This window comes from Clostridium sp. BL-8, from assembly GCF_002006495.1.
Lineage (GTDB): Bacteria > Bacillota > Clostridia > Clostridiales > Clostridiaceae > Clostridium.
In genome coordinates this window covers 42,376-63,720 of sequence record NZ_LZZL01000008.1, presented here as the reverse complement: position 1 = coordinate 63,720, position 21,345 = coordinate 42,376, and the positions used below count along the sequence as shown (strand labels likewise).

The 21,345-nt window shown below is 28.2% G+C and carries 22 protein-coding genes; 12 read left to right on the top strand and 10 right to left on the bottom strand.

The window, feature by feature from the left end; translation table 11 throughout:
• The first annotated feature begins 195 nt into the window (after positions 1 to 195).
• The 4 genes from mutS to CLOBL_RS03705 all read left to right on the top strand — a co-directional run bounded on the left by mutS (position 196) and on the right by CLOBL_RS03705 (position 5,937).
• Positions 196 to 2,943, top strand: a complete 2,748-nt coding sequence (mutS, locus tag CLOBL_RS03720) for a DNA mismatch repair protein MutS (protein WP_077857782.1) — start codon at positions 196 to 198, stop codon at positions 2,941 to 2,943.
• A 29-nt stretch (positions 2,944 to 2,972) separates the two neighbouring features.
• Complete coding sequence (locus CLOBL_RS03715) at positions 2,973 to 3,926, top strand: NAD(P)-dependent oxidoreductase (protein WP_077857781.1); 954 nt, start codon at positions 2,973 to 2,975, stop codon at positions 3,924 to 3,926.
• Between the two features lie 61 nt (positions 3,927 to 3,987).
• Entirely contained in the window at positions 3,988 to 4,644 is a 657-nt protein-coding gene (gene aat, locus CLOBL_RS03710) for a leucyl/phenylalanyl-tRNA--protein transferase (protein ID WP_077857780.1), read from the top strand.
• A gap of 132 nt (positions 4,645 to 4,776) precedes the next feature.
• On the top strand, positions 4,777 to 5,937 hold the full coding sequence (locus CLOBL_RS03705; protein ID WP_077857779.1) for an SAM-dependent methyltransferase: 1,161 nt from the start codon (positions 4,777 to 4,779) through the stop codon (positions 5,935 to 5,937).
• 84 nt (positions 5,938 to 6,021) lie between these two features.
• On the opposite strand, the gene CLOBL_RS27845 is transcribed toward CLOBL_RS03705, so the two are convergent.
• Positions 6,022 to 6,183: a hypothetical protein gene (locus CLOBL_RS27845; protein ID WP_009170666.1), complete on the bottom strand. Its 162-nt coding sequence runs from the start codon at positions 6,181 to 6,183 to the stop codon at positions 6,022 to 6,024.
• Positions 6,184 to 6,565: 382 nt separating this feature from the next.
• Between CLOBL_RS27845 and mutL the strand changes: the two genes are divergently transcribed.
• The 4 genes from mutL (at position 6,566) to CLOBL_RS03685 (ending at position 11,349) form a co-directional block, all read left to right on the top strand.
• The gene (gene mutL, locus CLOBL_RS03700) at positions 6,566 to 8,554 is read left to right on the top strand and encodes a DNA mismatch repair endonuclease MutL (protein ID WP_077857778.1); all 1,989 of its coding nucleotides are present in this window, start codon (positions 6,566 to 6,568) and stop codon (positions 8,552 to 8,554) included.
• Between the two features lie 54 nt (positions 8,555 to 8,608).
• A complete protein-coding gene (gene miaA, locus CLOBL_RS03695) occupies positions 8,609 to 9,538 on the top strand; it encodes a tRNA (adenosine(37)-N6)-dimethylallyltransferase MiaA (protein ID WP_077857777.1) in 930 nt (309 codons plus the stop codon).
• 43 nt (positions 9,539 to 9,581) lie between these two features.
• On the top strand, positions 9,582 to 9,824 hold the full coding sequence (gene hfq / locus CLOBL_RS03690) for an RNA chaperone Hfq (RefSeq protein WP_009170669.1): 243 nt from the start codon (positions 9,582 to 9,584) through the stop codon (positions 9,822 to 9,824).
• Between the two features lie 235 nt (positions 9,825 to 10,059).
• Positions 10,060 to 11,349 carry a methionine gamma-lyase family protein gene (locus tag CLOBL_RS03685; RefSeq protein ID WP_077857776.1) on the top strand — a complete coding sequence of 430 codons (1,290 nt, stop codon included), beginning with the start codon at positions 10,060 to 10,062 and terminating at the stop codon, positions 11,347 to 11,349.
• Between the two features lie 120 nt (positions 11,350 to 11,469).
• Here CLOBL_RS03685 and lexA read toward each other — a convergent pair whose 3' ends face one another.
• Positions 11,470 to 12,078: a transcriptional repressor LexA gene (lexA, locus tag CLOBL_RS03680; RefSeq protein WP_077857775.1), complete on the bottom strand. Its 609-nt coding sequence runs from the start codon at positions 12,076 to 12,078 to the stop codon at positions 11,470 to 11,472.
• Positions 12,079 to 12,277: 199 nt separating this feature from the next.
• On the opposite strand from lexA, the gene CLOBL_RS03675 reads away from it, so the two are divergent.
• The 3 genes from CLOBL_RS03675 to CLOBL_RS03665 all read left to right on the top strand — a co-directional run bounded on the left by CLOBL_RS03675 (position 12,278) and on the right by CLOBL_RS03665 (position 14,035).
• A complete protein-coding gene (locus CLOBL_RS03675; RefSeq protein WP_077857774.1) occupies positions 12,278 to 12,778 on the top strand; it encodes a GAF domain-containing protein in 501 nt (166 codons plus the stop codon).
• Positions 12,779 to 12,887: 109 nt separating this feature from the next.
• Entirely contained in the window at positions 12,888 to 13,298 is a 411-nt protein-coding gene (locus CLOBL_RS03670) for a hypothetical protein (RefSeq protein ID WP_009170673.1), read from the top strand.
• A 71-nt stretch (positions 13,299 to 13,369) separates the two neighbouring features.
• The gene (locus tag CLOBL_RS03665) at positions 13,370 to 14,035 is read left to right on the top strand and encodes a hypothetical protein (protein ID WP_077857773.1); all 666 of its coding nucleotides are present in this window, start codon (positions 13,370 to 13,372) and stop codon (positions 14,033 to 14,035) included.
• Positions 14,036 to 14,187: 152 nt separating this feature from the next.
• On the opposite strand, the gene CLOBL_RS03660 is transcribed toward CLOBL_RS03665, so the two are convergent.
• On the bottom strand, positions 14,188 to 15,177 hold the full coding sequence (locus CLOBL_RS03660; RefSeq protein WP_009170675.1) for a tyrosine recombinase XerC: 990 nt from the start codon (positions 15,175 to 15,177) through the stop codon (positions 14,188 to 14,190).
• A 629-nt stretch (positions 15,178 to 15,806) separates the two neighbouring features.
• On the opposite strand from CLOBL_RS03660, the gene ybaK reads away from it, so the two are divergent.
• Positions 15,807 to 16,286 carry a Cys-tRNA(Pro) deacylase gene (ybaK, locus tag CLOBL_RS03655; protein WP_077857772.1) on the top strand — a complete coding sequence of 160 codons (480 nt, stop codon included), beginning with the start codon at positions 15,807 to 15,809 and terminating at the stop codon, positions 16,284 to 16,286.
• Between the two features lie 269 nt (positions 16,287 to 16,555).
• On the opposite strand, the gene miaB is transcribed toward ybaK, so the two are convergent.
• The 7 genes from miaB to CLOBL_RS03630 form a co-directional block, all read right to left on the bottom strand.
• Positions 16,556 to 17,920, bottom strand: a complete 1,365-nt coding sequence (miaB, locus tag CLOBL_RS03650) for a tRNA (N6-isopentenyl adenosine(37)-C2)-methylthiotransferase MiaB (RefSeq protein ID WP_077857771.1) — start codon at positions 17,918 to 17,920, stop codon at positions 16,556 to 16,558.
• Between the two features lie 124 nt (positions 17,921 to 18,044).
• A complete protein-coding gene (locus CLOBL_RS03645) occupies positions 18,045 to 18,914 on the bottom strand; it encodes a GNAT family N-acetyltransferase (RefSeq protein ID WP_077857770.1) in 870 nt (289 codons plus the stop codon).
• 250 nt (positions 18,915 to 19,164) lie between these two features.
• Entirely contained in the window at positions 19,165 to 19,335 is a 171-nt protein-coding gene (locus CLOBL_RS27840) for a hypothetical protein (protein WP_009170679.1), read from the bottom strand.
• A gap of 52 nt (positions 19,336 to 19,387) precedes the next feature.
• Positions 19,388 to 19,633, bottom strand: a complete 246-nt coding sequence (locus tag CLOBL_RS03640; RefSeq protein WP_242953781.1) for a hypothetical protein — start codon at positions 19,631 to 19,633, stop codon at positions 19,388 to 19,390.
• A 62-nt stretch (positions 19,634 to 19,695) separates the two neighbouring features.
• Positions 19,696 to 20,208, bottom strand: coding sequence for a hypothetical protein (locus tag CLOBL_RS03635; RefSeq protein ID WP_009170681.1), 513 nt, complete (start codon positions 20,206 to 20,208; stop codon positions 19,696 to 19,698).
• 213 nt (positions 20,209 to 20,421) lie between these two features.
• The gene (locus CLOBL_RS27835) at positions 20,422 to 20,559 is read right to left on the bottom strand and encodes a hypothetical protein (RefSeq protein WP_179117675.1); all 138 of its coding nucleotides are present in this window, start codon (positions 20,557 to 20,559) and stop codon (positions 20,422 to 20,424) included.
• A gap of 43 nt (positions 20,560 to 20,602) precedes the next feature.
• Positions 20,603 to 21,241 carry a pentapeptide repeat-containing protein gene (locus tag CLOBL_RS03630; RefSeq protein ID WP_009170683.1) on the bottom strand — a complete coding sequence of 213 codons (639 nt, stop codon included), beginning with the start codon at positions 21,239 to 21,241 and terminating at the stop codon, positions 20,603 to 20,605.
• Positions 21,242 to 21,345 lie beyond the last annotated feature (104 nt).

The following is a 21,345-nucleotide window of genomic DNA, read 5'->3' as shown; positions in this document are numbered from 1 at the left end:
TTACATGTCCGATATGAAGATATAGATAATTTAAAATATAAATATTAATGAAAATCCCTAAGATAATTGTTATAATTATTCTTAGGGATTTTTAGGTGTATAATGGAATTTATACGAGAAGTTGTATTTAGGCATAATCAATTTCATGTGCTTTACATACATAAAAGACTAACACTTTGAAGGAGGAATTTACTTATGGCTTTAACGCCGATGATGGTTGAATATATGAGAACAAAGGAAGAATACAATGATTGTATTCTATTTTATAGATTGGGAGATTTCTATGAAATGTTCTTTGAGGATGCAGTTACTGTATCTAGAGAGCTTGAATTAGTTCTTACAGGGAAGAATTGTGGGCTTGAAGAAAGAGCTCCAATGTGTGGAATTCCACATCATGCAGCGGCTGCTTATATACCAAGATTAATTAGTAAGGGGTATAAAGTAGCAATATGCGAGCAGCTTGAAGATCCAAAGGAAGCTAAAGGTATAGTTAAAAGAGGTGTTGTAAAAGTAATTACACCCGGAACTTTCGTTGATAATAATAGTGGAACAGAAAATGATAATACTTATTTGATGGCCATATATGAAGATAACGACAAAATAGGTATTGCCGTTTCAGATATAAGTACTGGTGAATTTAAAACAACTTCTTTTGAGAATATAAAGATTAGTTTATTAGATGAAATATCAAAGGTATTGCCAAAGGAAATATTAGTAGATGAAAGTTTAAATGAGGCTCTTATTAATGATATAAAGGGAATAACTTCTGCACTTATATCTAAAAAGAATTTTAATGAATTTTACGTTTCTAGGGAAGAACTTATAGATCAATTTTCTGATATGGAAGTATCAAGTTTAACTCCTGAAAGAGAAATAACAAGCAGAGTACTACTTAAATACATATATGAAACTCAAAAAATGAGTTTAACAAATATAAACTTACTAGAACAATATGAAATAGTAAATTATATGACTATTGATGGTAATTCAAGAAGAAACTTAGAGTTAACAGAAAGTATAAGAGAAAAAAGTAAAAAGGGATCTCTTTTATGGGTTCTGGATAAAAGTGCTACATCCATGGGTGGAAGAACTATTAGAAAATGGATAGAAGAACCTTTAATTATTAAATCAGAAATTGAAAAAAGATTGAACGGGGTCAATGAAGCATTTAGCTCCATTAGCTTTAATGAAGACTTAAGAAATGCCTTAAAAGAAATTTATGATATAGAAAGAATTGTAGGGAAAATTTCTAATAAAAATGTAAATGCAAAAGATATGTTATCTTTAAAAGCATCTCTAGAAAAAATACCAACAATAAAAGGACTTTTAAGAAATGCTGATTCTGAGCTTTTAAAAGAATATTATGAAGATTTAGATGAGCTTATAGATATTAAGGATTTATTAGATTTATCAATTAAAGAAGAACCATCTTTAAGCATAAAAGAAGGAAACATAATAAAAGATGGATATAATCCTGAAGTTGATGAATTGAGACAATCAAAGCTTCACGGAAAAGAATGGATTGCAGCTCTTGAAAATCAGGAAAGAGAGTTTACAGGAATTAAATCTTTAAAAGTTGGTTATAACAAAGTATTTGGTTATTATATAGAAATATCAAAATCAAATTATAATTCTATTCCTGAAGGAAGATATGTAAGAAAACAGACTTTAGCAAATGCTGAAAGATATATTACTGAAGAACTTAAGGTAATGGAAGATAAGATTCTAGGATCAGAAGAAAAACTTATAAATTTAGAATATGGATTGTTCACTGAAATAAGAGATACTATAGAAAAAGAGATTTCGAGGCTCAAAAAAAGTGCAAGAATTATCTCTAATTTAGATGGAATATCAACCTTGGCTTTAGTAGCTCTTGAAAATGACTATATTAAACCACAGATCAATGAAGAGGGATATATTGAAATTGTAGATGGAAGACATCCTGTAGTTGAAAAAGTAATAGGGAAAGGTGAATTTGTTTCAAACAATACTACTTTAAATCAAACTGATAAGGAACTATTACTAATAACGGGTCCTAATATGGCAGGTAAATCAACATATATGAGGCAGGTAGCACTTATTACAATAATGGTCCAGATAGGTTCTTTTGTACCGGCATCAAGTGCTAACATTTCCATATGCGACAAAGTATTTACTAGAATAGGTGCTTCTGACGATTTAGCTGGTGGTAAATCTACTTTTATGGTTGAAATGTGGGAAGTATCAAATATACTTAAAAATGCAACTTCTAAGAGTTTAGTATTATTAGACGAAGTAGGACGTGGAACATCTACATATGATGGACTTTCAATAGCTTGGTCAGTAATCGAATATATAACAAAAGAAAATAATTTAAGATGTAAAACATTATTTGCTACACATTATCATGAACTAGTGAAACTTGAAGGAATTTTACCTGGAGTTAAGAACTATTCTGTAGCAGTTAAGAAAATGAAAGATAGTGTTATTTTCTTGAGAAAGATAGTTGAGGGGGGAGCTGATGAGTCTTATGGAATAGAAGTTGCAAAACTTGCAGGTCTTCCAGAGGCGGTAATAAATAGAGCTAAGGAAATTTTACTTGATTTAGAAGGTGAGAACAACTTTGATATAAATAAAGTTAGTGCTGCTAAAAATGAAGAAAGTGAAATAGCTGTAGATAAAGAAATAAGTAATTACAAGACTGAAATATCTTCAGAAAATGCAAATGAACACTTAAAAGAAGAAATGAATGATATTAATAAATCTATTAACAATGAAAAAAATATGCATAAAAAGAATAAAATTAAAGAAGATTCTAATAATATGCAGTTAGACTTTACTTATATGGAGAAAGAAGCTTTAATTAAGGAATTAAGTAATGTTGATATACTTACATTAAATCCTATGGATGCAATGAATACTTTATATAAGTTAGTAGCTGAAGCTAAAAAATTAAATAGTTAATATAAAATTAATTTAAAGGGAGGATAAAAATGAATAATATTGTATTTCTTAATTCAAGTAGAATAAATTATGATAATAAATTAGATTTTTCATCTCTAAACAAATTAGGTGAAGTTACTAAATATGAAGATAGCAATAATGAGGAAATTTTAGAAAGGGTAAAAGATCAAAATATTATAATTACAAAGGAATTGACAATTGGTAGGGACTTAATTGAAAAGTTTCCACCTTGTGTTAAATTAATTTGCGAAGCTGGTACAGGTTACAATAATATTGATATTGCAGCCGCTAAAGAAAGAAATATATCTGTATGCAATATTCCTGGTTATAGCACTGAGGCTGTTGCTCAACTAGTGATTACGTTTATGCTAAGCTTAAGCTCATCACTAGCAAATCAGCTAAGAATGATTGAAAATAAAAATTATGATAACTTTACTAAATGTCTTCAAGTTCCTCATTTTGAAATACAAGGTAAAACTCTTGGGATTATTGGAGCTGGAGCTATTGGACAACAGGTGATGAAGATAGCTAAAGTATTAGGAATGAATATATTAGTATATAATAGAACAGTTAAGGATCTTGGAGATTCAAGTATCAAATTTGTAAGCCTTGAAGAACTTCTTGAAAAGAGCGATTTTGTTTCTTTACATTGTCCTCTTACTTCTGAAACAAGGCATCTTATTAATAAATCTAAAATAGAGCTTATGAAATCATCAGCATTCATTATAAATACTTCTAGAGGTGCACTTATAAATGAAATTGATTTGATCCAAGCTTTAAAAGATAAAAAGATTGCTGGAGCAGCACTTGATGTTCAGGATCCAGAGCCACCGGAATTAAATAATCCACTTTTTGATATGAAAAATGTCATTATTACTCCACATATTGGATGGAGATGTCTTGAATCTAGACAAAGACTTTTAGAGTTTCTAGCAGGAAATGTTGAAGCATTTATTAATGGAAAGCCTACTAATATTATTTAAAATGAAACTTTTCAGAATTATAATGCTTAAATGAGTTGGTTTGTAAGGAAGTGATTAATTAATGCCAGTCTTTAAATTGACAAGGGAACTTGTTTTCCCTAAGCCAGAATTTTCAGAAGATGATGGGCTTTTAGCAGTTGGTGGAGATTTATCTTTACCAAGATTAATTTTAGCTTATAGAAATGGTATTTTTCCATGGTATGATGATGGTCAGCCAATACTTTGGTGGTGTCCTAAACCTAGATTTATATTAATACCTAAAGAAGTTAAAATTTCAAAGTCTATGAAAAAAATTATAAGAAAAGGTGAATTTAAGGTAACCTTTAACAATGATTTTGAAGGCGTAATAGGTAATTGCAAATTTACTAGGGAAGCAAATGGTGAGGGAACCTGGATTACTGATGAAATGAAAAATGCATATATAAATCTTTTTAAGTTTGGTTATGCTATGAGCGTTGAAACATATTTAAATGATGAACTGGTAGGTGGATTATACGGAGTGAAGGTAGGAAAATGCTTCTTTGGTGAAAGCATGTTTTCTAAAGTAAGCAATTCATCGAAGATAGCACTTATTAAACTGGCTGAAAAATTAAATGAAGAAAAGTTCATTTTTATAGATTGCCAAATGCAGACAGAGCATTTAGAGAGTATGGGTGGAAAATTTGTAGAATGGAATGTTTTTAAGGATTTGCTAAACAAAGGTATAGATTTGCATTAAATTCATTAATAAATGATTTGCATTTATTGATTCAGTGTATATAATGGTATTATTGTATATATTCAATTAAATTTATTATAGGTATAAATTTCGAATAATTATGCGTAAATAACTAGCAAGGTGTGTAGCGATATGGAAGAATTAATGAAAGCTATTGATGAAATAACTAAAGAAGAAATTATAAAATTAGTTATAAGTAATAAATCTAATAAAAGTGCTGAATACAATAAGATAACATTTGTATTTAAAGAAAATAATAATAAAAAGTATTATCAAACAGAAAAATATACAGATAAGCAAGTTTTTCATGAAAATATTGATGTAGATGTTTTAAAAGAAAAAGTTTTAATGTATATATCAGATTATAAACAGATTTCTGCTTGGTCTAATTCTATCACTTTTGAATTGAAAGTATCTAAAAAAGGTAAGGTTTTATTGAGTAAGAAAAAAGGTGATAATGTAAAACTTATTAATAAGAATCATAATAAAGAGAAAAATTATATTCTAAAAGAAGGAATGATTATTGAACCACTTATTGATTTAGGTGTTTTCACTAAAGAAGGAAAAGTGGTTAATTCAAAATATGATAAGTATAAGCAGATAAATAGGTTTGTTGAAATTATCGATGATGAAATTAAGAGTAATGATTATAGCGATTTAACTATTTTAGATTTTGGATGTGGAAAATCTTATTTAACATTTGTGCTTTATTACTATTTTGTTAAGATTAAAAAAATTAATGTAAAGATGATAGGCTTAGATCTAAAAGCAGATGTTATAAAAAAATGTAACGATATAGCTAAACGATATAATTATGAAAATTTGCATTTTGAACTTGGTGATATTAATGGCTTTAAGTATAATAACAAAGTTGATATGGTAATTACATTACATGCATGTGATACTGCTACTGATTATGCCTTATATAATGCAATAAAGTGGAATACTAAAATGATTTTTTCAGTACCATGCTGTCAACATGAATTTAATGCTCAAATGAAAACTGATTCCTTATCAATATTAACAAGGTATGGAATAGTGCAAGAAAGAGTTGCTGCTCTTATGACAGATAGTGTGCGTGCAAATCTATTAGAATGTGTTGGATATAAAACTCAACTCTTAGAATTTATAGATATAGCTCATTCTCCTAAGAATATATTAATCAGGGCTTCAAAAGCGAATATATCTAAGGAGAAAAAACAAAAAGCATTAAATGAAGTGAAAAATTTAATGAAGCAGTTTAATTTAGATCCGACATTATATAATTTATTAAAGAATGATACCTTGATATAATAAATATATAAATTGAATTATGAATAACCACTCCCTTTAAGTATATGAAATATTCGTATATGTCAGGAGTGGTTATTATTTTAGTTAGAATTTATTATGACTGCGCTTAAAATCAGTTTGAGCTGAAGGCTCTTCCTCTCCATAAGGGCTCTTTTCGTTTGCTTTATTTTTTACTTCTTTAGCATAATTACGTGACGAAGGATCAGACTGTGTTTTACTTTTCCAAGAAGAATTTTCATTACTCATGTTAATGCCTCCTAATATTACAATAATTAAATTACCGTATTAGTTTACCCATTATAACTAGAAATATTATTATCTTAAAATCAAGATTCTATTTTGATTAATTTGTTTTATATAAATTTTATTATCATATTGCTAATTTAAATCATAAATCTTTATCTATCCATATTAAATGTAATAGCAATTTATCATTGAAATTTATATAAAACAAGTGTCTAATAATAAAAGGAATTGATGTAGAATTAGTACTTCACTGGTAACAAACGGTATTATTATTGAATATGTTAATAAACTATGTAATAATATCAATGTAATTAAATAATTATATCGTTTAATAAAACGGTTAAATATAAATTATAATGCATTGAGAGGAGGTAAATTAAATTTGAAGAGAATTAACATTTTAAATGAGGATACAGCAAACAAGATTGCAGCTGGAGAAGTTGTTGAAAGACCATCTTCGGTGGTTAAAGAATTGGTTGAAAACTCCATTGATGCAAATTCTAAAAATATAACAATTGAAATAGAAGAAGGTGGAATCTCTTTAATTCGAATTATAGATGACGGAGAAGGAATCTATAAAGATGATATAGCCAAAGCCTTTCTTCCTCATGCTACAAGTAAAATTAAAGGATCTGAAGACATATATAATATACATACCTTGGGCTTTAGAGGAGAAGCTCTTCCTTCAATAGCTTCGGTAGCCAAAGTTAATTTAAAATCCAAGCAGGAAAATGAAGAATTTGGTTATGAGATATTTATTGAAGGCGGAAAGGCTTCTGAAGTAATGGAATGTGGTGTTAACAAAGGTACTCTTCTTGAGGTTCGTGATCTATTTTATAATGTACCTGCTAGAAAGAAATTTTTAAAGTCTGTCTCTAAAGAAGGTTCATTAATAAGCGATATAATAACCAGGCTTGCCCTAGCTAATCCTAAGATCAGTTTTAAATTATACAACAATCAAAAAAAGATTCTACATACTTTTGGAAACGGAGAACTTAAGGATGTTATACGGACTATATATGGAAAGTCTATAACTGATAATATACTTTATTTTAATGATGCTTCTGATTTAATTACGGTTTATGGGTATGTAGGAACTGAAGAAATTGCCAGAGGATCTAGAAATAATCAAAGTGTGTTTGTGAATAAGCGATACATAAAGAATAGAGCATTAGCCATAGCAGTTGAACAAGCGTTTAAGTCTTTTTCTACAGTTAACAAGTTCCCATTTTTTATATTATTCATAGAAGTATATCCTGAATATGTAGATGTTAATATTCATCCTACTAAGGCAGAGGTTAAGTTCAATGATGAAAGAATGATATTTCAAAAAATCTTTGGAGCTGTTCATACTGCTTTAAAAAGCGAAGTGTTTGACACATTTGCTATTAAGGAAGAAGAACCTAAAAATTCTCCAATACCAACTTTTGAAGAAATAACTTTTAAAATAAAAGAAGAGGAAGAAAAAGTTAAAGTTGCAAATTCAGCAGTCAAAACATTAATGGAACAAGGAAAAGATCTTAAAGTCAATAACTATTCTAATAATGAAGATAGAACAATGGATGCTTATAATGTAAATTCAACTTATGATAGAAATATATCAATTGAAAACAAAGACTTTAATGAAGAAGGAAAAAATAGAGTAGAGATACCTGTAGATTTAAAATCTAATAAGAATATTGAAGAAAAATTTTCTGAGGATAATAATGATGAAGAGGAAGACTATAATACTAGTGTTATGTCAAACTCAAAGGAATATAGTAAAATTGATGAAGAAAAAACTATTGCTAAATTTCCGCCTATATCAATAATTGGCCAATATAATAAAACTTACATATTAGGTGAATATGACGGGACATTATATATGATTGACCAGCATGCAGCTCATGAAAAAATATTATTTGAGAAATATCTAAAAGAAATTGAAAATGGAACTATTATTATCCAACCTCTTATGGTTCCAAGCATAATAGATTTAAGTATGGATGATTATTCTTATTTTGAAGAGAATAAAGAGATCTTTAAACAGGCAGGCTTTTTATTAGAGGAATTTGGTGGTACTTCTTTATCTTTAAAAGAGGTTCCTTACTTTTTAGGAAAACTTAATCCTAAGAGCTTATTTTTAGATATTCTAGATAATTTGAAGAATTTAGGAAATGGAAAAACGAGTGAGGTAAAGCATAATGCAATTGCAACCAAAGCTTGCAAAGCTGCCATAAAAGGGAATGATAAATTAGAAATAAATGAAATGATAAAGTTAATTGAAGATTTAAGATTTATAGATGATCCTTTTCATTGTCCTCATGGAAGACCTGTAATAATAAAGTTTACAAATACAGATATTGAGAAAAAATTTAGGAGAATAATATAAACGATTTTTATAATTTAATTAATACTCTAATCATTATAATGAAGGGATGAGATAATGAAGCAGAAATTATTAATAATTGGCGGGCCAACAGCGGTGGGGAAGACTGACCTTTCAATTAAGCTTGCAAAGAAGCTTAATGGCGAAATTTTATCCGCTGATTCTATGCAGATATATAAGCACATGGATATTGGGTCTGCTAAGGTAACAAAAGAAGAAATGGATGGGATTAAACATTATTTAATAGATATCATAGAACCAGATACTGAGTTTTCTGTTGCAGATTTTAAGGAATATGGAGAAAAAGCCTTAAAAAGTATCATAGAAAAAGGAAAATTTCCAATAATATCTGGAGGCACTGGACTATATATTAATTCATTAACTTGTAATATGAATTTTACTGAATCAGAAAAAGATGAAGATTATAGAATGTATTTAGAAGAGTTAGCCACTGAGAAGGGAAATGAATATATACACAATATGTTAAAAGATATCGATCCAATAAGCCATGCTGAAATACATCCTAATAATAGAAAAAGGGTAATTAGGGCATTAGAGGTGTTTAAACTTACTAATAAACCCTTTAGTTCTTATAATGCTGGTGAAGATTTCTACAATAGCAATTATGATATTTTTTATTATGTATTAACGATGGATAGAGAAAAACTATACGAAAGAATCAATAAAAGAGTAGATATCATGATGGAAAAGGGACTATTAGATGAGTGCATAAGATTAAAAGAAATGGGTTATACTTCAAATGTTCAATCTATGCAGGGAATTGGTTATAAAGAAATTCTTTATTATTTAGAGGGTAAAATTTCATTAGATGAAGCAATAGATATGATAAAACAAGGTTCTAGAAATTATGCTAAAAGGCAGCTAACATGGTTTAGACGAGATAAGAGATGTATTTTTTTAGATAAAGACATCATGAGCGATGATGAAATTTTAGAAAAAGTTATTAATGACATAGGAAAAAACTAGCTGTATAATAATAATAAAGTTATGTATATGGAGGTGTTATATTTTGGTCAATAAAGCACAAAATAATTTACAAGATATTTTTTTAAATAATGCGAGAAGAAATAAGATACAGTTGACTATACATTTGTTGAATGGATTTCAATTAAAGGGTACTGTAAAAGGCTTTGACAATTTCACTGTTATTTTAGATTCTGATAACAAGCAAATGCTTATTTATAAGCATTCGATATCAACTATAACGCCAGCTAAGCCAATTTTATTTGCAGAAAATGAATATGAAAGTTAGTAAATAGGCATTTAATTTGCCTATTTATTTTTGGGTTATATAATTTTCTTATTGTTAATTAAGGCATATGAAAGAAAATAACAAGTCTAAATAATGCCGGGGTATTTTTCATCAGACAAAGAAGTAGCTTGTTCTCATAACAATGGTGGAAAATAGCCAGGTGGATTGATTTTTTATTTTTTTAAACAATGCTTAAACTATATGAAATAAGTACTTTGGAGGATGAGACTTAGATATGTTAAAACAAACAGAAGAATTTTTAATTAAAAATTATAATATAGGAGAGAAGACGTTTGAGATTTATAGACAGGCTTTAACTGACACTGAAGCTCAATTTAAAGAATATGATGAAATTAGAGAATTTAATCAACTCAAAGTTTTAAGAGCTTTTCAAACTGAAAAAATTAGCGATTCACATTTTACGAATACCACTGGATATGGTCTTGATGATTTAGGTCGTGATGCCTTAGATAATGTATACGCAAGTATTTTTAATACTGAAGCTGGTCTTGTGCGTCCGCATTTTGTTAGTGGAACTCATGCTATAGGGTGTGCTATAGCTGGTAATGTACGACCTGGGGATAAAATACTTTGCGTTTCAGGTCTTCCGTATGATACCTTATTAGGTGTACTTGGCTTATCAGAAAAAAAGAATCCTGGCTCTTTAGATGAATATGGAATAAAAACAGAAATAGTTGATTTAGATAAAGAAGGAAAATTCCAATTTGATAAAATTAAAGAGGCTTTAAAGCGTGATTCGAGTATAAAACTTATACATATTCAAAGAAGTACTGGTTATGCTTCTAGAAAATCATTTTTAGTTTCCCAAATAGCAGAAGTTATTAAATGTATCAAAGAAATTCGTGAAGATGTTATAATCTTCGTTGATAATTGTTATGGTGAATTTATAGAAACTGTTGAGCCTACTGAATTTGGTGCTGACATAATGGCAGGATCGCTTATGAAGAATATAGGAGGTGGGATTGCACCAGGAGGTGGATACATAGTTGGAAAGAAAGAATATGTAGATGCTGCTGCAAATAGAATGACTGTACCAGGAGTGGGCGGCGAATATGGCGCTACATATGGTCTTATGAGGAGTTTTTATCAAGGGTTATTTTCTGCACCTCATGTAGCTATAGAGGCTGTAAAAACAGCAATTTTTTGTGCGCGTGTAATGGAAATAGCAGGTTTTAAAGTATTCCCAGCATCAAGTGATAAAAGAACAGATATTATACAAGCAATAGAATTTGGAGATCCTAAAAAATTAGTTAATTTCTGTAGTGGTATACAGGCAGGTTCGCCAATAGATGCATTTGCAGTGTGTGAACCTTGGGCGATGCCTGGTTATGATAGTGAAATTGTTATGGCTGCAGGAGCATTTATTTCAGGTTCAACTATTGAATTATCTGCAGACGGGCCAGTTAGAGAACCGTATATTGCTTATATACAAGGCGGGCTAAATTTTGATCATGGTAAAATTGGAGTACTTATTGGATTAAGCAGAGTATTGAACGTTTTATAGAATATATTACTTTTAAAATAAATAAATTATAATAAAAATAAACTATCTGAGTTATCAAATCTATAAATTTAATAGAACTTTGATAATTAGATAGTTTATTAATTTATTTTATAAAGATATTTATATAAAGGATCTGAATATACCAACAAGCTTACCTAAAACTTTACAATCATCTACTATGATTGGATCCATTGCATCATTTTCTGGTTGAAGTCTAATATGATCTTTTTCCTTGTAGAATCTCTTTATAGTAGCGCTATCGTCAATTAATGCAACTACTATATCTCCGTTTTTAGCATTTTGCGCACTTTCTATAATAGCTAAATCATTATCGTTAATGCCTGCATTAATCATGCTCTTTCCAGATACACGCAACATAAAAAGCTCATTATCATGTTTTATATAATCTAATGGTAAGGTAAAAGTATCCTCTATATTTTCAGTTGCAAGTATTGGAAGACCAGCTGTAATCTTACCCAAGATAGGAATATTTATCATTTCCCTTTTAGGTACTGAAAGTTCAGCTATTTCCAAAGCTCTTGGCTTGGATGGATCTCTTTTAATCATACCTTTTCTCTCTAATCTTTTTAAATGTCCATGAACGGTTGAAGTCGATCTTAATGATACAGCTTCACAAATTTCTCTAACCGAAGGTGGGTAACCTTTACTTTCTGTATATGTTTTTAAAAATTCATATATCTCTGATTGCTTATCTTTTTCGTCTGACATTACAAACACCTCTCTATTCTTCTAATTATTATAGCATATAATAATTTCTATAGCAAACCTATGTTCTGAGCATTGCATCATCACAGATTTTGGATAAGTAACCATCGTAATATTATTATTCCCATTTGGAGAAAAAAATAGTATTATATTTAATGATGATATAAAGATTAAAATAATTTAAAAGGTGATGTGATAAAAAATGTTTGATATAAAAGTTTTTGAAGATATGAGCACTGAAAGTAAATTAGATAATATGCTGATCATGCTCGAAGGGTTAGTTAGTGATGAAGATTTACCAATAACTAAACTATGTAATGCCTCTGCCTTAATAAATGCATTAATAGGAAGAATAAATTGGTGCGGATTTTATTTAGTTAATAATAATGCTCTTAAATTAGGTCCATTTCAAGGCATGCCTGCTTGCACAAAAATCGAAATAGGGAAGGGGGTCTGTGGTTTAGCGGCATTAAAAAGAGAAACTTTGTTAGTTAATGATGTACATAATTTTGAGGGACATATAGCCTGTGATGCGGCTTCAAACTCAGAAATAGTTATCCCTATAGTAAGAGATGATAAGCTTATAGGTGTTCTTGATTTGGATAGCGCTGAATTTGGCAGGTTTACAGAACTAGAAAGAAAATATTTAGAAAAAGCAATTTCAATATTGAATAAATATATTGAATGGAATGCTATAATTTAGTTAATACTATTAAAAGTTTTTATAAATAACAAATCATAAATTATTATTTGATTTGATTGATTGTTTTTGGTATAATAAAAATTCAAATATAGATAACGAGGTGTTATAAATGACATATAAATATACCGATGACGACTACTGTGATATTTACGAAAATAAAATTTGTGATAATTGTGGTAAGTGTTTAGAAATAGATGGAATAGATACAAAAGCAATTAAAATAGAAGATATCGCTAAAAGCCAGGAGCAAAACGAGCTATTAGAAGAAGAATTTTTAAATGATTTAAAATCCTCTTTAGATAAGGATGAACTAAGCGAAATTGATGAAGAAAGTCTTGATTTAAAAGATATATATGCTAAGTACGGAAAATCTTCAGATAAAATTATTGATGATGAAGATGACTATGTTGATGCTTTTGAACATATAGAATACTTAGATGGAATGGATATAGATATAGATGAAGCGACCGAAGAACTATATCCTGGAGTTAGAAGACTCAGAAATAAAATTCAAGAATAATCCTATGAATAGATTTTCGTTTTTTTCACATAATAATTACGTAATAACTTCGATAGAAAGGGTGATTTATTATGAGACGAAAATCTATTTTAGCATTTATGCTATTTTCAATTCTTTTATTCTCAATATCATTATTTGGATGTGGTGATATCAGGGATCATCTAAGAAATAGAACTAATTTTACAAGATTAGACACTACAGATGGTGCTAATAATAATAATATAAATACGCCTCGGGGTGGCAATGGTAATAATTCTGCAAATTTACAAGACGGCACTAATGGAAGCAGAACAAATACCGGGGGAAGTTCAACTGGTTCCAATGGAACAGGAACAAATAACACAGGTACTACAGATGGAACTAATAATATGCAATTCGCCACTGATACTATGAAATACGGACCCGAGAATTTTAAAAATGATATTTCAAATGCTGGTTATAAAGTTATAGAACTTCCTAATTCTAAAGTTGATTATTTTAAAGGTAACGAAACAGATTATAAATTAGGAGGAGATACAGTAAGACTCTATGAATATAATACAGTTGGAGATTTAGATGCAGATATTAACAGAATTTCATCTGATGGAATGACTATTAGTGGAACTAAAGCGAATTATACCGCAACTAATAAACCTCATTATTATAGAAAAGGAAACACCCTTATAGTTTATGAAGGAAATGAGCCTGCATATATTGATGAATTTGGAAGATTGTATGGAAATACATTAAGACCATGATAATATTCAAATAAAAAATTAAAAAGATTACTATTTTACAAATAGTAATCTTTTTAATTATAAAATTTTTGCAAAAAATAAATAGGAGAGAGTAGATAGGAGAGTTATCCTAAATTCTCGGTCGTTATAACATTGCTCAACTATATGATTTTTTATAATTTTGAAAGCGGATTTGATTTTACAGCATCTCTTAATGAATCATCATCAACATGAGTATAAATTTGTGTAGTTGAGATATTAGTATGTCCTAGAATGCTCTGCAAACTTCTTATATCTACATTTCCGTACTTATACATTAAAGTAGCAGCTGTATGACGTAATTTATGAGGGGTGTATTTATCATCAGTTAATCCGGCATTAGTTATATGTTTTTTTATCATAATTTCAACAGTTCGTTTATTTATTGGAACATTTCTAGAAGATAAGAAAAGAAATTTTTTATTATCCGAAGATGCCTTTGAATCATTTCTAACCTTTAGATAATTTGCTAAGGCCTTTAGACACGCATCATTTAAATAAACAGTTCTTTCTTTATTACCTTTACCTATAATAGTAAGTGTATCATCTCTGATTTTATCAAGTTGAATGCTGCAGAGTTCCGAAAGTCTCATTCCGCAATTTAGGAAGAAAGTTAGTATGCAATAATCTCTGTGATAATTCTTATCTTCCTTATTCAAAGATTCTAAAAGATGAATGCTTTGATTTAAGGTAAGATATACTGGATGACGTTTATTTATTTTAGGAGATTCTAATTCTAAAGCTGGATTTTCAGTAATTATTTTTGCTTTTCCGAAAAGAAATTTAAAAAAAGACTTTAAAGTTGCAACCTTTCTAGCTCTAGCATAGGAGCTGTTATCTCTATATTTTTCTGTGAAGGAGAGAAAAGCATATAAATCCCTAAGCTTTATGGCTTTTAAAAACTCTGAATCTATAACGCTTATATCTATGTCCTCAAATTCTATAGATTCAGAGTTCACCTTGCCTTTATAGATCATCATAAATCTAAAGAATACAGTTAAATCAATTCTGTAACCATCTATGGTATTTATTGATGTGCTTCTGATCGTTTCTAAGTAATTTAAAAAATCAACTAAACTTTCTGGTAAATTATTATTTTGAAGAACTTGAATATCATATTTCATATTTTCACCTGTGTTTTTATAAATTAAAAAGCAACAAACGTTTGCTATAAAACAAATAAGTAGCTTTATAGCTGGAACTTTGTACTAATTTAAAAATATTATATCAAATTTCATAAATTAATGCAATTATTTCGCTAAATGTATATTTAGCGAAATAATATTTGAGATTTTTTCTTTATTTTTTATACTTTTAATTTATTAATGTATAATTTTTAAGCTGTAAATTTTTAAATATTATTTGCCAAGCTTATTTTAAATAAAAAATATCAATTATTTTATATCAAACAATCATTCAGATCATATGTTATAACAAACTTATTTACCTCGATTCATACGCCTTTGATTTTAATATGGATTCTGACAAAATTTAAAATTTGAAAATCACTTTGTGTTAAGAAACTTACTTTTAATTTACTTTAAAATTTTATGTTTGTTATTTGACTGTTAATTAATATCTATGAAAAATACATATATTATTTACTTTTAGTATATCTTTATTAGAATACTATATTTAATTAGAATACTATATTTATCATGAAAGATTCTATTAATACACAGAAATTACTATAGCATTATGTGATATAATATACTAAGTAATATTTTAACATTCAAGGAGGACTTTTATACATATGGCTAAAGAATCTAAAACTAATGCGATGAGACTTTTGGATAGCAATCAAATAACATATTCAACTCATAGCTATGAAAATAAAGATGGTAAAATAGATGGAGTTGCAGTTGCGCATAAAATAGATAAAGATGTTAATCAGGTGTTTAAAACTTTAGTAACGCAAGGTCATTCTAAAGAATTCTATGTTTTTGTTATCCCAGTGAGTGAAGAATTAGATATGAAGAAAGCCGGAAAGGCAGCTGGTGAAAAAAGTATCGAAATGATTCACGTTAAAGATATAAATAAAATTACAGGTTACATTAGAGGTGGATGTTCCCCACTTGGAATGAAAAAAGTTTTTAAGACTTTTATACATGAAGACGCACTTTTGTTTGATACAATTGTATTTAGCGGTGGTAAAATAGGAGCTCAAATTGAAATGAATCCAAACGAACTTACTAAAGTGATCTCTTGCTCATTTGTAGATATAATTAAATAAAAATAATTTGCACAACAAATAAGATTATATATGTTGTTAGAAGGAGATTTTTTCGTGTTATCTTCAAAGACTCAATATATTAGATTAATAAAGAAAAAGTGAATTTTTTAAGCAATCCACTACTCTCCTATTATTATGACTTACCCCGATTCAATAATATAATAATATATGAAATAAATGCTACCCATATTGCTTAAAAAAACAATAAATCGTCTGAGTAAGTTTATATTTTACTTAAAAACTTACTCAGACGATTTTAATTTACTTTTCTATATCACTTCTCCAATTAATGAGAACGAATTTGCCTTAACTATTTTTACATTTGCTAATTTTCCTATTAGGTCTTCCCCGCCTTCAAAATTTACAAGTCTACCATTTCTGGTTCTACCCATTAATTTTGACTCATCATTTTTACTAGTGCCTTCAACTAGAACTTCGTAAGTTTTTCCTTCTGCTTCCTTGTTCCCTTTTGCAATACCACTATTTACAACCTCTACTAGCCTGTTGAATCTTTCATGCTTAACATCGTCAGCAATTTGGTTTTCCATTTTGTCTGCTGGAGTATGGTTCCTCCTTGAATAAATAAATGTGAATGCAGCATCATATTGAACTTCTTTAGCTAACTCCAGTGTCTCATTAAAGTCTTCTTCAGTTTCCCCTGGGAAACCTACAATTATATCTGTAGAGAAAGTTACATCTGGAATTTCTTCTCTTATCTTTTTAGCTAATTCAATATATTGCTCTTTAGTGTAATGCCTATTCATTTCTTTTAAAATTCTGTTTGATCCACTTTGTACTGGCAAATGAATTTGCTCGCAAACTTTATCGCAATCTCTTATAGCATAAACTACATCTAAAGTTAAATCCTTAGGATGAGAAGTCATAAATCTAATTCTTTCAATACCTTCTATTTCATTTACTTTTCTTAAAAGATCAGCAAAAGTTATATTTTCATCTGATCCCTTTCCATATGAATTAACATTTTGACCTAAAAGAGTTACTTCTTTATAACCATTTGCAACCATCTCTTTAATTTCGTTTATTATATCTTCAGATTTTCTGCTTCTTTCTCTGCCTCTAACATAAGGCACTATACAGTATGTACAAAAATTATTACATCCGTACATTATAGTTACAAATCCTTTAACGTCACTTTTTCTATCTATAGGAATTCCTTCTACTATTTCTGTCTCCTTATTAATAATTTCCTTAATTTGTACACCCTCAGTTTTTACTCTGTTTAGATATTCAGGGAATTTATACGAATTGTGAGTACCGAATATTATGTTAACATAAGGAAATTTCTTTAAGATTTCGTCTGCCATTCCTTTTTGCTGCATCATGCATCCACAAATACCTATAACTAAATCTGGATTTTTTTCTTTTTGCTTTTTTAATGCTCCAAGGTTACCAAAAACCTTATTTTCTGCATTTTCTCTAACGCAACAAGTATTAAATATTATTATAGATGCTTCATCTCTATTTTCTGTGCTTTCATATCCCATTATTTTAAGCATACCTGAAAGTTTTTCTGAATCTTCTTCATTCATTTGACATCCATATGTTTGTATAAAGAAGAATTTTCTTTCATCATTAATTTTTTCATTAGTTAATTGTTCTATATCAAAGTTCATTATTGTTCCTCCGTTTAAAAATCAAGTTCCATTGTATTATATCAAATTATAATTACAAAAGAAAGAGTTGAATTATATAGATGATTAAGGGGCTATACATTACTATATAGCCCCGCTTTATATTCTAGTGAATGTCTTTATACCAACTTATAAAAGATTGATGTTCTTTAAATCCAATTTTATTATATAAAGACAACGCCTTTTCATTACTCTTTTCAACTCTAATGTATACATTTTTAATAGAATTTTTATGACAAAGATCAATTAAATATCTAACAAGCTTTTCTCCATATCCCTTTTGCCTATATCCATCAAGTATCCCAACATTAACAATTGTATATAAACCTTTATTTAAAATAACCTGACCATATCCAACGGCTTGTCCATTAGTGTTGCAAACAAAAACTCCAAAACCGCTTAAATAATAATCTTCGTCCTCTTCTCTACAAACGTCTTCTACAGTTAATGGAATTCTATTCTTTTCACTAAAAACCGAATTTTGGATTTTACATCTCAACTCTTCATCCTGTCCTTCTACAAAATGTTTAAATACACATCTGTTATTATTAAATCCATTACATTGATTACTTGTTCTTAACTTCATTAATATATGTTTGGAATTTACATTAAAGTTCAATTTCTTCATTATATAAGATGCTTTTGAATTAGCTAACATATCAAACTTAAAAGCATTAATATTAAAAAAAGATAATATTTTACTACTAATCAAGTCCATATACTCATCCTTTAAATAAATTGCATAAATATTGGAGAATTCTTTATTAGACGGATTTTCATACCAAATGTACCCTATATACTCATCCTTAAACTTAAATAATTTAATTTGTTTTCTTATAAGATATTTTATTATAAATGATTCATCATCATAAATTTCAAAAAAATTTTTATCGCATATATAAGCATCTTCACTTGTCTTATACAAACTCCTAAAATGCTCTATATTAAAAAAAGATAATTTTTCTAAAAAGACCATAATATTTCCTCATTTCACCCAGTTATAAATAAATTATAATTCTTATAATAAGTATAGTCAACTTCCTGTATAGCTTAATAGCATATTAATTTTACGTTAAAATATTAAAAGAAATATAAGTAGTAAGTCCCAGTATAAATTTTGTTTAATATAATATACTAAATACACTAGGAAAAAATGCTTCCTTCATAAAATTGAAGGAAGCAAAATATTTTATCTAGCAACAAGAACTATTTTGCGCTAATATTTTCTAACACCATCTGCTTTTAGAAACTTGTGGCTTTTTGATTTTTCCTTCAAACCCTTTAACTGTATAATGTTCAGTTAATGCATTTGGATCATATGAAATATATCCTCCTTGATAATCAATATAATTATCATTCATCTTATTAGTAGTATGTCCTTTATTTACATTACTCATAATATCCACACTCCTTTTTTAGTTAAAGTAGTATTATATTATAGTAAAACTACTATTTTGAGGTCGAAGTCCATTGATTATTTCCTTCACTTTTTTCATTTTTACGAGTAGATTCATCTTTATCATAAGTACGTGGTACAGAACTCCACTCATTATCTCCAGCACTCTTTTGATTTGAATTGACACTTCGGCTGCCTGTGGAACATTTACTGTTTAAATTACTATGCTTAGTCGATACTGAATTTAAGCTTTGAAAATTTTTAAAGTTATTTTCTGATTCATTACTCATATTACTCATAATAACACTTCCTTTCACAACAATATATTGTGCACTAATGCTTAGTTTTATCCGTATTTATATTATCCTAGTTTTTCATTTTTATCATAATCTAGATTATTTAATACCTCTAGAAACATATTATACATTTCTACATTCTTATCTTCATCAGAAAGAATTTTTACACCGAAGCATAAAACTAGCACAAAATACATTACAAAAAAGAATGGACCTAGTTTCCTTATATAATCATCCATATATGAAAACAAGCCACTTGCTATTAATCCAGCAAAGAATGAGGCTCCAATTCCGCAACCGCCACTAGTATACGAACCAAGTTTAGATTTAATAAATATTCTTTCCATGCTTACATTCACTATTTTTTCGTTTTTAAACCATTTCTTCACTTTATTGTACATAATAAATTTAGTTTTATCTTTATCATTTGTAAATCTTAGTATCATTTTAAAATCATATTTGTATTTTTTCATTATTTCTGGAGTATATATTTTATAATCTATAGTATTTTTGCTTTCTATTTTTAGAGTATTTAAGGAATAATTCTTTGTTGTTTTTGCAAGATTATTATTCTTCATTTTAATATTTCCTCCAAAAACATTAATTATAATTTATTAGTGTTATAATAAAATATTCAAATTATATTGATAAATTACAAGTTTATTTTTACAATTAAAGTTTTACCTCAATTTTATATAATGGTGAATTTATAATTATGTTTAAATTTTAAAGAGTAGAAGTATTTTAACAAAAAACTGCTACTCTTTAAATTTACTCATCTTAAAATTTTATTATTTTTTATTATTATCTTTAGGTACATATGTAGTAGTATCATCATTTCTAAGCCATGCATTTATTAAAGTCTCTGCTGCTCTTGATGCTTGCTCTTCCGTAAGAGATATTTTCTTCTCATTTGATTTTTCATTCATAAAATTCATCCCCTTAGATATTTTATACTGAAAAATATGATATTTACATATTTTGAATTAATCTAATAACATAACTAAGTGTGTAAAAATCTCTATCTATCTCATACTTAATATAGTTAAGCCCTTCACTTAAAGTATTCTCATCAAACTTTTCGCCTAAAATCATCATTGTCAATGTATTTATCTTTCCATCCTTTGTATCAAAGATTCTTGACTTTTTAATAAATTCATTATCCATTAGTCCAAGCACTAGTTTTTCTAAATCTTCATCTATATTAATATCAGGCATTTCGTCAAAAATACGAATTCCATTTTTAGCTTCACTTATATTTTTAGCCTCAGATAAGTCGCAGCCTACAAAAAAGGTATTTTTAAATGATGCATCTTTAAAATCTACTCCATCTAAATTAACTCCTTCAAATATAGTATCTTCAAATTTTGCTTCTTTAAATTTACAACCTTTTAAATTTGAACCAATAAATTCAGAGCCTTTAAAACTGCATCTAAAAAAATTACATTTTTTAAAGTGAGCTCCTCTTAAACTAGCGTAATCAAAATTTGAATTTGAAAAATTACAATTATAACATTTACTTCTTTTAAGATTTTTATAAATAAAATTTTTATTAGTCTTTTCAGCATTATCATAATAAAAATTTTCTGGTGCGCTTCTATTTGTTGCCATTAGCTCTTTTCCTTCCATTAATCGAATTGTTGAATTTTCTGATTTAATCCCCTATTTATTTATATATTAGCATACTTTCATAAAATTATATATACTAGCATAAA